Below are 12798 nucleotides of genomic sequence, written 5' to 3'. Positions count from 1 at the left end.
GGCTAGATGCGAACGTAGAGGCTCACGCCCGCGCGGAAGACGCCCAGCCCCGAACCGGGAGCGGTGGGGTCCGCGGGGATGCTCTCGAAGCGGAACTCGCTGCCACGCTCGCCGTAGGGCACCTCGACGAAGGTCTGGACGAAGATGTCCCGGATGTCGAAGGGCGAGGAGTTGAAGGCCAGCCGTGACAGGTACGACGCATCCTGCACGTTGGCGATGGTGGTGAAGATGAGCGACAGTTGGGACACGCCGCGCCGGCCGATGTTGACCTGCCCCAGGGCGTAGTAGCGGCCATGGAAGAGCGGCCGGAAGTCTCCCTGCGAACTCAGCCAGGGCAGGAAGGCGCGGTCGTCGTAGCCCAGCGGGTTGTGGAAGCCCTCCACCCGGATGACGGCGCGGTAGAGCTCGGCGAAGTTGAACGTGGCCGAAACGCCCGCGCTGACCAGCAGCTTGCGTCCCTCCAGCGTGCGCTCCACGAAGCTGTCGCCATCGCGGGCCCAGAGCCGCGTGTTGCCGTCGCCCACCCAGGCCACCTCGGCGTTGAAGTCCAGCAGGCCCAGCGCCATCGTCGCGTCCAGGCCGTACCGGGGCCGGCGCGATTGGTCGAACACCGCCGTCGCGGCGATTTCGCCCGTGCCCACCGCCATCTCCGCGCGCACGCCACCGCCGTAGCGCACCCGCCGGAGGTCCTCGCTGACGTCCTCCACGTTGGCGGTACCCAGGAGCGACAGGTTGGCGGCCATGGCCTCCCACGGCACCGTGAGGCGGACCATGTCGACGCCCGTGCGCAGGTCGAAGATGTTGAGCGGATCCGGGTTGGGCGCCTGCAGGAAGTCGGTCGGGTTCCAGATTTGCGAGCTGCCCCAGCGAATCTCCTGGCGCCCGGCGGTGACGAACAGCCGCTGGGCGACGTCGAACTTCAGCCACATCTGGCCCAGCACGGCGGCGGGTCCGTTCGCCTCCGTGGACAGCGGGTCATACGCCAGCCGGCCCATCATGAAGCCGCGCACGTGCTTCGACGGCGTCGCGTCCAGGTAGATGTCCGCGAGCGCGGGCAGGACGGGCTGGTACGTCGTCTTCCCCTGGGAGCGCAGCCCCGTCAGCTCCGCGCGCTGGAAGTAGATGCCGCCCACCGCGAGCACGTCCTGCTGACGCTCCTGCGCCGTCTCATGCCAGGGGTCCGCGGCCTCGCCTTCCGGGCCCTGCCAGCCCTCCACGATGGCGCCCGATGGACCGGCCGGCCGAGGTGCGGGAGTTGGAGCGGGAGCGTCCAGCAGGTCCTCGAAACCGTCGGGCGCACCGGCCCCGCCCGGGTCCACGGCGGCGGTGGCGAGCCCGGAGGCGGAGTCCGTGTCAGGCGGCAGCGTCCCCGTGGCGGGCGCCACCTTCGGGACATCGAGCGCCGCCGCCGCGGCCGGCACGGTGGCGCCTTCACTCCCGGCCGAAGCCATGGCGCCTCGTGCCGGGGTTGGGCTCGCGGAGGCCAGGGGCTCGCTGTAGCGCATCGACTTCACGCGCCGCTGCTTGTCGAGGAGCACGCTCAGCCCGCGCGCGCGGTAGTGCCACCAGCGCTGGCGCGCGGGCGCGGCTTCCTCCTCGTGACAGTCCGGGCCTCCCTCAGAGGTTTTCGCCGCGCCACACGCGGGGCCGTACAGCGCGACGAGCCCCGTCAGCGTCGGCGGCTTCGTGGGCACCACCTCGACGCGGCGCAGCACGCCCTGCCGGGCGTCGAAGTGGAAGCGCGTGCTCCGGGTGCCTCCCGGCGCGGCCTTGCGCTGGTACGTCAGCACCACCGCGCCGTCCTCATGGACCTGCCGGGTGGGCGGGCCAAAGGAGAGCAGGACCTGTTGGAGCGTCGTCGTGCCCGGTTCCGTGCCGTTCCAGGGCTCGGCGGACGCGTCAAGACTCCAGAGCAGGATGGCCGCGGCCAGGGCTCGAACGGGCAAGGGGGGCATCATCACGGGGGCCCCCTGAGCGTATACGAGTCTCAATCAGCGATACATGTGTCGAAAATTTCTTAAGAAAGGGGACTCCGGATTGACAGGCCCCCCAGACAGCCGGACACAATCGCGCCCCCACCCCCCGACTCAGGAGGCCTCATGGCTCCGGAAGAGACCCTGTCCGCAGCGCCCGCCCACTCCGAGCCCGCCACTTCCGAGGCGGCGCACAACGAGGTCTCCGCCGCGCCCGAGAAGCTGGATGAGATCGAGGAGATCGACTTCCTGCTCGAGGAGATCGAGAGCAAGATTGCTCCGCTCGCGCTGGCTTGAGGGTCGTGCGTTCCTACGTTGACGCCTTCGCTCCGTACTGGCACCCGGTCGCCTTCTCCAGCGAGCTGACGGCCGTTCCACTCCCCGTGCATCTGCTGGGGACGGAGCTGGTGCTGTGGCGGACGGGCTCGGGCGTGGCCGTGACGCACCGGCGATGTGCACACCGGGGCGCCGACCTCAGCCTGGGCGTCGTCACCCCGGAGGGGCTGCGCTGCGGCTTCCATGGCTGGACCTATGGCACGGACGGACGCTGTGTGCGGGTGCCATCACAGCCCGCCGCGCCCATTCCCGCCCGGGCACGCGTCTCCGCCTTCCACGCCACGGAGCGGTACGGCCTCGTCTGGGTCTGCCTGTCCCCGGAGCCCGCCGCGCCGCTGCCGGAGTGGCCGGAGTTGGAGGACGGTACCCTGGCCACCGTGACATTGCCGGTGCTGGATTGGGACGTCGCCGCGGGCCGGATGATTGAGGTCGTCCTGGACGTGGCGCACCTGTCCTTCGTGCACGAAGGCACCTTCGGCAACCCGGAGCAGCCGGAAGTGCCTCCCTATGAGGTGGAGCGGCGCGCCACCGGCGTCGGCGCGCGCATCGTCTATCCGGCGCTGGCTCCGGCGACGGATGGCATGCCGCCCCGGGTGGATCGCACCACGCTCACCTACGACGTGACGCTGCCCTTCGCCGCGAAGCTGGCCTTCAAGCCCACGCTCTTCTACGTCCACACCGTCTACGCCATCGCCTCTCCGCTCTCCGAGGAGAAGATGCGGTGCTTCTACTTCGCCTCGTACCACCCCCGGTTGCGCAACCACTTCCCGGACATGTTCGTGAAGAGTGAGCTGGCCATCCTGGAGCAGGACCGGCGCACGCTGGAAGGCGTGCGTCCCCGGGCCCAGCCCCTGGACTTCGCCAGTGAGGTCCACATGCCCGCGGACCGCCTGCCCATCGAATACCGCCGGGGTGTCATCGCCCTGCGGCTGGGCAAGCCCGTGGACGGACCCGCCCCGGAATGAGGACCCACACCCCCATGCGCTCCCATCTTCTGTTCCTGCTGCTGGCGCTGAGCGCCTGTCAGCGCAACGAATCGCCGCCGCCACCCGCGAAGGCTCCGGCCGCATCCGCGCCGGCACCTCGTGCTCCCGCCGCCCCGCCCGTCACCGCGTCCGCGGACGCGGCGAAGCTGGAGCGGGGCCGGTACCTCGTGGAGAACGTGCTCGCCTGTGGCTCCTGCCACACGCCGCGCGACTGGGCTCGGTATGGAGGCCCCGCCTCCGGGCCCGCGCTCTCCGGCGCCTGCTGGGACGACGCGGCCTGGGAGCTGCCCGGTCGCGTCTGCGCGCCCAACATCACCTCCGATCCCGAGCACGGCATCGGCCGCTGGACGGATGAGGAGCTGATGCGCGCGCTGCGCGATGGCACCGGGCGCGATGGGAAGACGCTCTTCCCGCTCATGCCGTTCCTCCTCTACCGCGAGCTGTCGGACGCGGACGCCCATGCCGTGATTGCCTGGCTGCGTCAGGCCCCGGCCACCCCGCGCGCTTCGGCCCGCTCGGTCATCCCGGACGAGGTGTACGCGCAGTACAAGGACATGGCCGCGCCCATGAAGACGGCCGTGCCGGAGCCCGCCGCGGATGACATCTCTCGTGGTCGCTACCTGGCCACCATGGCGCAGTGCGCCGCGTGTCACGCGGGCATGGACGAGGCGGGCACGCCCTTCGCGGGAGGCCGCCCGCTGCCCACGCCGCACGGCCCGGAAGTCGTATCCAATCTCACGCCGCATACACGCGGACTGGGCGCCGTGGACGAAGCGGCCTTCGTCGCCCGCTTCACCGCCTTCAAGGACCTGGCACCCGCGCCCGCGCGGGAGGGCCAGGTGAACAAGCTCACCATGCCCTGGGGCTTCTTCGCCGGACTGGCGGAGGCGGACCTCAAGGCCCTCTACCGTTACCTGCGCACAGTGCCCGCCGTGGCTCCCGCCGCGCCGTCCGCGTCTGGCAAATGACCCATTCTGGCGCCACCTGGGAGCGTCCGGTAGACTCCCAGCGCGTCCCCTGAAAGCCCATCGTTGCGCGCCCTTCCCCCAGGGTCGCGCGTGACGCGTGCCCCCATGAAATCTCTTTTCAAGCGACTGCTCCTGTCCGTGCTGGCGTGCTCCGCCGGCTGCGACGTCTTCAACATCGGCGACGCCGAAGGGACCCGTGGCCGCGGCGCGAGGGCGTTCGACCCGTATTCGAGCTCGGCCTCCGGCGCCATCTCCCTGTCCCTGCTGTACTTCAATGGCTGCGCCATCCTGCCCACCGGTGAGCCGGTGTCGGCCGGCTCGCTGGACCTGCCGGACTATCCGGCGACCTGCGAGGCCATGAACAGGATGGGCCAGCAGGTGCCGCCCTCGGCGCGGTTCGAGGTGACGCCGGGCGTCAGCTACTTCATCCGCGAGTTCACCGCGGTGGACGCCGTCACCGACGTCCACACCGACTTCAAGAACCAGCACGCCCCGTCCTTCTGGATGCGCAAGGAGTCGCGCTTCAAGGACCTGGACTGGTCGGGCGTGACGGTGGGCCGGGACGAGTGGACGAACGACTTCGACTCCACCTTCCAGCGCGAGACGTACTACGAGAACGCCGCGTGGATGCGCTCGCTGGACGACACCTTCCTCATCGAGGTGCTCGACGCGGACGGCGCCGTGCGCACCTCCATCAACTACAGCCGCCGTGACTTCATGGGTGAGAGCGCCACCACGGGCCGCACGCGCGCCAGCTGGCTGGTGACGGACCTGGCGCGGCCTCGCTTCCCGGGAGACCCGGAGGTGAGCCTGCTGCCGGACGGCACCGAGCCCACCTACAAGACGATGGTGAAGGCGTCCTTCGCTGGCGCCACCAACCCGTTCAAGACGCTGACCATGCCGCAGCTCTCCGGCGAGGGACTCATCCGCGTCACCTGGAGCCAGCTGCCCCTCAAGCCCTTCCTCTTCCCCATCGTCTTCACCCCCGAGGCGGAGCGTCCGGCCACCTGCTACCGGCTGGATGAAAGCGGGCTGGCCACCGACGAACAGGTGCCTTGTGGCTTCGGCCTGACGCAGGCGGTGCGCGTCAACCGCCCGGCCAACGGCAGCTACTTCATGCCCGGTGACTCGGTGGACTTCATGGTGTCGCTGCGCGACGGGGACGGCAACGGCCTGCATCCGCGCAACCGGATGCCCAGCTACAACGAGTACATGGGCGAGTCCTCCAACGGCCTCGCGTACTTCAACGAGGAGATGCTGCTGACCTACCGCGAGGCCAGCTCCTCGGAGTCCGGCTTCAAGGTGGTGGGCCCGCTGCAGGACCTGCAGGTGTCGCGCGGTTCCTACACGCTGCCGTACTTCTCCTTCCCGCTGTTCAGCGAGCCGCACTTCTACCTGCCGCCCGGCTCCAACCTGCTCGCGGGCGGCGGTGATGCCCAGCCGCCCACGCACTACTCGGTGACGCTGCCGCCGAACGCGAAGGCGGGCACCTACGCCATCATCCTCAAGGGGCACCGCACCTTCATGGGCGAGCGCCTCAACCGGCTGGACCCCTTCTTCTTCCAGGTGGGCCAGGCCCAGCCCACCACGTACCCGGGCCGCGTGGGCAACTGCCAGGTGTGCCACAACGGGGTGAACTCGCTCTCCAACGTGCACCACGGCATGTCCGTGGACCACGTGGAGGCATGCAAGACGTGCCACATCGAGGAGGGCTACGGCTACCTGCCGGACATCATCCACCGCATCCACAACAGCTCGCGCAAGTACAACCAGAACAAGGGTGACTGCACCATGTGTCACCTGACGCGGGAGAGCACGCTGTGGCCCAGCCTGATGAGCTGCAATGGCTGCCACGTGGCGTCGCACGGCACGGAGTACTTCGACCTGCGCTTCGAGCCCATGCAGAACACGCCCAACGGCTACGGCAACTGCGCCGAATCGTGCCACGTCACCACGCCGCCGGCCGAGCACATCCTCCCGCCTCGCTGAGCCCTCAGAGGAACGCCATGAAGGTTCGCTCTCTCATTGCCTCGACCCTGTCCGCCGCCGTGCTGAGCGCGTGCGCTGATAGCAGCGCACCGCCTCCGCCCAAGCTGGACGCCGAGGCGCCCTACACCGACCTGCCCGAACGGCGGGTGCCCGTCTCCGGCGTCATCTTCGATCCGGAGGCGATGTTCTATACCTTCGTCATGTGGCCGCCCGACCCGGAGGACCCGGATGCCGGGCCGCCGCTGCCGGCGCTGCTGTATGGCATGCCCACGGTGATGCGCGCGTCCGTGTGGGGCGCGCAGGTCAGCATGGTGGGGCCCACCGGCGAGGTGGTCGACACCAGCGGCCCCGCGATGCCGCCCTGGGGCAACTTCCAGACGGAGGGCATTCCCTCCGACCCGACGGTGCCGTACCTCATCCGCGCCGAGCCCGCGCCCGGGCTCTCCGTGGGGGCCGCCGACATGTTCCCGGAGGAGGAGGGCCACGCGCCCATCCCCGCGGTGCCGTACTACGCCACCACCAGCCTGCGGCCCATCGCGGCCACCGGGACGCAGTGCCTCATCCAGTCGCCGGCCATCGTGGGCGAGGCGGGTGCGCTCGGCGCGCTGGCGCAGGTGATTTCCGAGGAGACGGGGACGTCCGTCTCCCCAGCCAGCCTGGCGGATGCCTCGTCGGGCCGCTCGGTGGCGCTGCTGTGGGTCTACTCGCCCAGCCCGGTGCTGGACGCGTTCCTGTTCCCCAGCGGTGACATCGCGGCGGAGACGACGGCGGGCACGCTGTACGCCATTGACTGGGCGCCGCCGGGCTCGTTCCCGGGCCAGACGGAGATGGGCTACTACGCCATCCCCGCCGGCATGAGCAGTCTGGGCTACTACGCCCTGGTGGTGCAGCCGGGCGCCCCGAGCGCGCTGACGGTGAGCTTCGTGGACACCCTGGAGGACGAGGAGGAGGGCCGGCCCTGGGAGGTGCCTCCCTTCTTCGTCGAGGGCCTGCCGCCGGGCGTGTCCTTCACGCGCCTGTTCGCAATGGAGGCCTCGCCGCCCGTGGAGGAGAACCCCTACGAGGAGCCCGCGCCGCCGCCGGACTTCGGCTTCCTCTGCTACCCGGAGGGGTGACGCACCCAGGCGCCCACGGCGCTCACCGCGAGGGCTCCACCGCGAGCCCGCGGAAGCGCACCGTGGGCTGCCCGAAGGACACCGGAAGCGGGCCATGGTCCAGCTTCCGGCAGCCGCGCGTGGCGAAGAGGTTCTTCGTGTCCTCGCCCACCGCGTCGATGGCGGCCAGCGCCTCCAGCCCGTTGCCCCGGAGGATGCCGGGGCCCACGCGGCGCCCAGGCCGTCCGTTTCGAATCTCCCGCGCCTCCACGATGTAGAAGCTGAAGTCGCCCGACAGCAGGTCCATCTGCCGGGGCGTGAGGTGCTGCACCAGCAGCCCGTGCGGAATGTCCGCCATCAGCGCCTCCAGGTGGCCCTGGTGCGCGTCCACGCGCGTGTGGGCCATGCGAGGCAGGGGCGGGTGCCGGTAGCTGACGCGCCGCCCGTGTCCGTTGGGCACGCGGCCCAGCGCGGCGGCGCTGCGAGCATCCAGCAGGGGCGCGTCCACCCGGCCCTCGCGGATGAGTGTCACCGGGAGCGCGGCGTGGCCTTCATCGTCCCAGGCGAAGCCGAGCGCGCCGTGGCCATCCGTCGGGTCGTCCGAGACGCTGAGGTGCGCACCGGCCACCTGCTGCCCCAGCCGCCGCGCCAGGTATGAGCCGCCGCGCGCGACGACGTCTCCCTCCAGGGGATGTCCGCACACCTCGTGGAAGAAGCAGCCGGAGGCGGCGCCCGGTGGAAAGACGATGGGCAGCACGTCGCGGGGGCAGGGCACCATGGGGGTCGTGTCCCGCAGCTCCCGCGCCATGCGCTCCACGAGCGCTTCCAACGAGGGCAGCGCGGTGCGTGCCCCGGTGATGTCCGGCCAGGCGGCGCAGCGCCACAGCTCAGCCATGCCCGCGCCGGTGTCGTGGAAGGCCTTCACTTCGAGCAGGGCATGGCGCTGGTGGTCTTCTCTCTGGTGCGTGTCGCTGGCGGACAGCGTGCGCCGCTCCACTTCGCGCAGCAGCACGTCCAGGTGCTGGGCGCCCGCGGCCCGCGCTGTCGCCTCCAGTTGGCGGACGAGCGACACCATGGCCTCCGTGTCGCTCGCGAGCCGGGGCTCGGCGTCGAGCAGGGGGCGGGCCTGGTGTGCCAGCGCCTCCGGCATGTGGCCGTGCTTCCATCGGGCGCCGGCCACCTGGGCCCATTGCCAGGTCATGCTGTCCGGGGTGGGCTGTCCCATGGACCAGCCCTGGTCGAGCACGGGGGGGATGACGCGGAGCCCGGAACGCTGGTGGAGGACCTCGGTGACTTCGCGCCGCTCCACGAACCAATCCAAGCGAGTGTCCTCCGGCCGGGCACCACGCGGGCTGGCCGTGGCGGCGGTGACGCCCACCGTGAAATGGCGGGCACAGGTTCAGGAGCATACGCCAGACGGCGAGGCGGACCCATGCACGCGCCTGGATTGCGTGCACGCACAGACGGACGGTTGAACCACCGATACGGATTCCGCGTGACGACGCGGAGCGTCCCCACGCGAGGACGGAGACCGGTATCCTCGCGCGCAGTCCCAGCGTGTGTCGGCGGAGGCAGTGGATGCGGGGCGGTTCCGGTTCCGAGGAGGACAGTGGGGTGGCGGCATGCGCGGGCCTTCAGCCTCGCGAATGGCTGACGTCCGCTGGCGAAGCGCTGGAGGGCTTCACGCGGCACCACGCACCTTCGCAGGCCGAGCTGTTCCTCGCCGCGGATCGCAGGCTGTCGTTCGAATACGACGCCGGGACGGGGCGCTCCATCGTCAACCAGGGGGAGACCCTGGATGCCATGGCGCGCGTGAGCTGGGACGCGCGGCAGGGCCTGCTGACCGCGCCAGTGGGGGAGGCAGGCGCGCTGCCGCTGCTCCTGGAGCGCACCGCGCGACACGCCACTTCAGGACGTGCGAGTCCACTGCCAGCGCTGCCAGCTCAGAGCGATTCCCCGAGTGTCCCGAGTCCTCCTCCGCTCCATCCGGAGCGCGCGGCGCGCCGGATGAAACACTTCATCGAGACCGCCGTGCCCCCTGGCAGCGTCGTGCAGGCGGCGCTGCTCACCCAGGTGTCCACGTGGCGCGCCCTGGTGCGCGCATGTGGCGCGCGCCGTGCTCGCACGGAATGGCGCGAGGAACTGTTCGTGCGCTGTGAGACGCCGCGCGGCGCCGTGGTGGATGCGGTGGCGTTTCCCGAAACGTCGGCGGACGACACGGTCATCACTCCGCTGCGCCATCGACTCGCGGAGGCTGTAGAGGCCCTCACTGGCCCCGCGGAGTCGCTGGACCGCGACCTCCCCCTGGTGCTGCGGCCGGCGGTGGCCGCGCCTCTCGCGGCGGGGCTCATCTGGTTGCTACGGGGCGACGTGGCCGCGGCCACGCCCGCGCTGGCCCGGGCCGTGGGGCGCAAGGTGTTCCCCTCGGTCCTGAGCGTGGTGGACGACCCGAACCTCCCCACGGGCACGCGGCGCGTATCCATGGATGACGAAGGACTCTCTACAGACACGCTGTCGCTGGTCGAAGGGGGCGTGCTGCGAGGCTTCCTTCACGCCTCCGACACCGCATCGCGGCTCGGCGCGCCGCTCAACGGGCGCGGCTTCCGCACCAGCATGTCACCACCCACGCCCGAAGCCGTGAATCCCTTCCTCGTGCCCGGTGCGACCGCCGTGCTCCCCGCGCACTACACGGAACTCGTCGCGCGCGTGGAGACCTTCACCACCATGCCACGTCCCGGCACCGTCACGTTGGTGGCGGGCGGCTGGGAGGTACGCGACGGCCGTCGTGTGCGCCGCATCGCTCCGGTGGAACTGGAGCTCCCCGTGTTGGAGACCTTCCGCGCGCTGCGCGGCGTGGGGACGGACCTGACCTTCTTCCCCACCGCCGAGGGCTGTGGCACGCCGACGCTCGTCTTCCCGCCCCTGCTGTCGGGTGCCCGGGGAGGGCAGGCGGCCAGGTGATGTCCACGTCCCTGGGGACGGCGCGGGGCCAGCCAGGCGACGCGAGCCCGCCTGCCCTGCGAGCAGGACGCGCGCTGGCTCTGAATCCGGTGCATGCTGCGCGCACGACGCTGGGCTGCCGGTACGAGGCCCCCAGGCCCAGGGAGGCGGCGTCACGGGAGGACACGGATGTCGGGTCAGTCGCTGGCGGCGAAGATGCTGGAAGGGGCGAGGGAGTGGGCGAAGCGATTGCCGAATGCGCTCTCCAACGACATGGCGGTGGACGTGAGCCGCAGGCGGGTGCGCCTGTCGCATGCGCGCGTGGAGACCGTGGTGAGCCAGCTGCTGGCCCGGCTGAAGAACTTCGAGCTGCGGGAGTGGTCCTCGCGGGAGAACGTCTATGACATCCGCTTCTCCGTGCACGGCTGGAAGCTGCGCGTGGAGACGGCGCTGGAGCGCGTGGAGCTGGCCTCCGGGCGCTACCGGCTGTGGTTGAAGACGCCGGGCGTGGTGGAGCTGGAGGAGTCCCGCACGGCTTCGTCGCTGATGATGGGCGTGCTTCGCGCGGGGGCGGGCCGGGCCGCGATGCGGGTGTTGGCGGAGCGGCTGCTGCCTCCCGGCATTCGTTGGGACGGTCAGGTGTTACAGGTGGAAGGGCCGTTGCCCGAAGAGGGCGTGCTGCCCGCCCGGCTGTTCGACTCGGCCTCCCTGGCCATGACCGCCGAGCATCAGTCCGAGGGCCTGTGGCTGGCCGCCGAGGCCTGGCCCGGGCTCATGGACCTGCTCCAGGTGGTGTTTGGCACGGAACTTCCGCGCACGCCCCCCGGCGCCTAGGGGGGCCAGGCCAGGAAGCCAGCGCCTGCCTGCTCCTCGTTCCGGGAGGGCGGGAGGCCAGTGGTGTCCAGGAATGTGCCCTCCAGGGCGCTCCCCAGGGGCCGCGGGCGCCCCCACATTGAAGGAACGTCCGGCGATGAAGGGGCGCCAGACGATTTTCGGGGCGTGGTGCCACGAGTCAAGGGGCTGGAATTCTTCGGTTCTACGCCACGTTTCCTTCACGCGGCGAACAGCCGGTGGAGATTCGGGGCCTTCCACATTCGACATTGGCCCCTCGACAGGCTAGAGGCTGCCTGTCTCGCTCTATGGGACGGGCTGCGGTCTCGCGCCGCACGCAGAAAGAAGAAGAAACATGGCAACTGGCACCGTGAAATGGTTCAACGACGCGAAGGGCTTTGGCTTTATCGCCCAGGACGACGGTGGGGCCGACGTGTTCTGCCACCACACCGCCATCCAGACGGATGGCTTCCGTACCCTGGCCGAAGGCCAGAAGGTGGAGTTCGAGACCCGGAAGGGCCCCAAGGGCCTCCAGGCCGAGAACGTCCGCGTCGTCGGCTGAGAGCTCAGGCTCAGCACCATCAGCCCGGTCTCCTCACTGCGAGGCCGGGCTTTTGTTTTCAGCGAGGGAGGCTCAATGCAAGGCAGATCCACGAAGCGCCAGAAAGAGCAGGCGCGCAAGCAGCACCAGCAGGAGAAGAACGCGAAGCGCGAGGAGCGCAAGAAGGTCAAGTCCGAGCGCGGGCCGCGTCAGCCGGGTGAGGTCGACCCCGATATCGCGGACATCATCCCCGGTCCCCAGCCGCCGCTGGAGATTTGAGCCCAGTATCGTGCCGCCTGGGCTTGCCACGCAGTCCGTGGTGCCCAGGGCAACCTTCCGGGACGGCGCCTCCGCCCCCGGAAGGACGCAGTAGCCACTTCCCCTCACGTCAACGCAGCCAGCGCTCCTGGGCGGCCTTCACGGTCCGGCGGCGCGCAGCACCTCGGCGCGGGTGATGTGGTCCAGGCGGAAGTGGCGGCGCTCCCCGGTGGTGAGGTCCTCCCCGTCGACGCGTGTCTCATGCCGGTTCATGATGACGGACATCACCCGTATGTCGCGGACCGTCTCCAGGAAGTTGCTGTCGACGTAGGTGATGCGCAACGGCTGCTGCTCGAACCACGCCCGCTCCAATGCTTCCCGGACGGGCTTCTTGCTCGGCAGTGAGGGCACGCCGATGAACGCCAGCTCCCTCAGCCGGGTGAGCAGCTCGCGCTGGGCGGAGGTGGAGAGCGCCGCGCGCACCTTGTCCAGCGCCGACTCCAGCGTGCCCGCGAAGGGCATCAGCCGCATGTCGATGGCGAAGCGCCCCAGCGCGACGACGAGCGCCGCCTCGCGCGCGGTGAAGTTCACCGGCGGCAGGCTGTAGCTGCGATCCAACGCGTAGCCACCGCCACGGCCGCGCTCGGCGGACACCGGCATCGACGAGGCGCGCAGCGAATCCAGGTCCCGGTAGATGGTTCGCACCGTGACGCCGAACCGCTCGGCGAGCACTTCCGCCGTGACACCGGTACGGCGGCCCCGGAGGTATTCGGCGAGGGCGAAGAGACGCTCGGTGCGCTGCATGGAGAGGAAACCTGACATACCACTGTCACACCCCTCCCTCAAGCTGACGTGATGTCCCTGGAGCAACGTGCCTTGCAT

12 protein-coding genes are annotated in these 12798 nt (G+C 70.3%); 9 read left to right on the top strand and 3 right to left on the bottom strand.

Going from position 1 to position 12798, the window contains the following annotated elements; translation table 11 throughout:
* Positions 1-2: 2 nt before the first annotated feature.
* A complete protein-coding gene (locus FL344_RS06515; RefSeq protein WP_228564831.1) occupies positions 3-1958 on the bottom strand; it encodes a hypothetical protein in 1956 nt (651 codons plus the stop codon).
* A gap of 141 nt (positions 1959-2099) precedes the next feature.
* Between FL344_RS06515 and FL344_RS06510 the strand changes: the two genes are divergently transcribed.
* The 5 genes from FL344_RS06510 (at position 2100) to FL344_RS06490 (ending at position 7367) form a co-directional block, all read left to right on the top strand.
* Entirely contained in the window at positions 2100-2270 is a 171-nt protein-coding gene (locus FL344_RS06510) for a Xan family putative trans-acting RiPP leader peptide (protein WP_141590155.1), read from the top strand.
* A gap of 5 nt (positions 2271-2275) precedes the next feature.
* Complete coding sequence (locus FL344_RS06505; protein WP_141617911.1) at positions 2276-3274, top strand: aromatic ring-hydroxylating dioxygenase subunit alpha; 999 nt, start codon at positions 2276-2278, stop codon at positions 3272-3274.
* 14 nt (positions 3275-3288) lie between these two features.
* Positions 3289-4263 carry a c-type cytochrome gene (locus FL344_RS06500; RefSeq protein ID WP_141617910.1) on the top strand — a complete coding sequence of 325 codons (975 nt, stop codon included), beginning with the start codon at positions 3289-3291 and terminating at the stop codon, positions 4261-4263.
* Positions 4264-4368: 105 nt separating this feature from the next.
* A complete protein-coding gene (locus FL344_RS06495) occupies positions 4369-6252 on the top strand; it encodes a hypothetical protein (RefSeq protein WP_228564830.1) in 1884 nt (627 codons plus the stop codon).
* A gap of 17 nt (positions 6253-6269) precedes the next feature.
* Positions 6270-7367, top strand: coding sequence for a hypothetical protein (locus tag FL344_RS06490; RefSeq protein ID WP_141617908.1), 1098 nt, complete (start codon positions 6270-6272; stop codon positions 7365-7367).
* Positions 7368-7389: 22 nt separating this feature from the next.
* Here FL344_RS06490 and FL344_RS06485 read toward each other — a convergent pair whose 3' ends face one another.
* Positions 7390-8667 (bottom strand): TldD/PmbA family protein, encoded by a 1278-nt coding sequence (locus FL344_RS06485; RefSeq protein WP_228564829.1) that lies wholly within the window; start codon positions 8665-8667, stop codon positions 7390-7392.
* Positions 8668-8924: 257 nt separating this feature from the next.
* On the opposite strand from FL344_RS06485, the gene FL344_RS06480 reads away from it, so the two are divergent.
* From FL344_RS06480 to FL344_RS06465, 4 genes are all read left to right on the top strand, one after another.
* Complete coding sequence (locus FL344_RS06480) at positions 8925-10307, top strand: metallopeptidase TldD-related protein (protein ID WP_228564828.1); 1383 nt, start codon at positions 8925-8927, stop codon at positions 10305-10307.
* A gap of 168 nt (positions 10308-10475) precedes the next feature.
* On the top strand, positions 10476-11120 hold the full coding sequence (locus FL344_RS06475) for a hypothetical protein (RefSeq protein ID WP_090484184.1): 645 nt from the start codon (positions 10476-10478) through the stop codon (positions 11118-11120).
* A gap of 352 nt (positions 11121-11472) precedes the next feature.
* Complete coding sequence (locus tag FL344_RS06470; RefSeq protein WP_011551728.1) at positions 11473-11679, top strand: cold-shock protein; 207 nt, start codon at positions 11473-11475, stop codon at positions 11677-11679.
* A gap of 75 nt (positions 11680-11754) precedes the next feature.
* Complete coding sequence (locus FL344_RS06465; RefSeq protein ID WP_011551729.1) at positions 11755-11937, top strand: hypothetical protein; 183 nt, start codon at positions 11755-11757, stop codon at positions 11935-11937.
* Positions 11938-12075: 138 nt separating this feature from the next.
* Here FL344_RS06465 and FL344_RS06460 read toward each other — a convergent pair whose 3' ends face one another.
* Entirely contained in the window at positions 12076-12720 is a 645-nt protein-coding gene (locus FL344_RS06460; RefSeq protein WP_141590188.1) for a YafY family protein, read from the bottom strand.
* Between the last annotated feature and the right edge of the window lie 78 nt (positions 12721-12798).

This window comes from Myxococcus sp. AB036A, from assembly GCF_006547355.1.
Lineage (GTDB): Bacteria > Myxococcota > Myxococcia > Myxococcales > Myxococcaceae > Myxococcus > Myxococcus virescens.
Note: the sequence above shows the minus strand (reverse complement) of the source record. Positions and strands in the feature narration are given on the sequence as shown.

Excerpts from the sequence above, each read along its gene's own strand:
- FL344_RS06515 (WP_228564831.1), bottom strand. The coding sequence starts at position 1,958 with ATGATGCCCCCCTTGCCCGTTCGAGCCCTGGCCGCGGCCATCCTGCTC.
- FL344_RS06510 (WP_141590155.1), top strand. The coding sequence starts at position 2,100 with ATGGCTCCGGAAGAGACCCTGTCCGCAGCGCCCGCCCACTCCGAGCCC.
- FL344_RS06500 (WP_141617910.1), top strand. The coding sequence starts at position 3,289 with ATGCGCTCCCATCTTCTGTTCCTGCTGCTGGCGCTGAGCGCCTGTCAG.
- FL344_RS06495 (WP_228564830.1), top strand. The coding sequence starts at position 4,369 with ATGAAATCTCTTTTCAAGCGACTGCTCCTGTCCGTGCTGGCGTGCTCC.
- FL344_RS06490 (WP_141617908.1), top strand. The coding sequence starts at position 6,270 with ATGAAGGTTCGCTCTCTCATTGCCTCGACCCTGTCCGCCGCCGTGCTG.
- FL344_RS06480 (WP_228564828.1), top strand. The coding sequence starts at position 8,925 with ATGCGGGGCGGTTCCGGTTCCGAGGAGGACAGTGGGGTGGCGGCATGC.
- FL344_RS06475 (WP_090484184.1), top strand. The coding sequence starts at position 10,476 with ATGTCGGGTCAGTCGCTGGCGGCGAAGATGCTGGAAGGGGCGAGGGAG.
- FL344_RS06470 (WP_011551728.1), top strand. The coding sequence starts at position 11,473 with ATGGCAACTGGCACCGTGAAATGGTTCAACGACGCGAAGGGCTTTGGC.
- FL344_RS06465 (WP_011551729.1), top strand. The coding sequence starts at position 11,755 with ATGCAAGGCAGATCCACGAAGCGCCAGAAAGAGCAGGCGCGCAAGCAG.
- FL344_RS06460 (WP_141590188.1), bottom strand. The coding sequence starts at position 12,720 with ATGCAGCGCACCGAGCGTCTCTTCGCCCTCGCCGAATACCTCCGGGGC.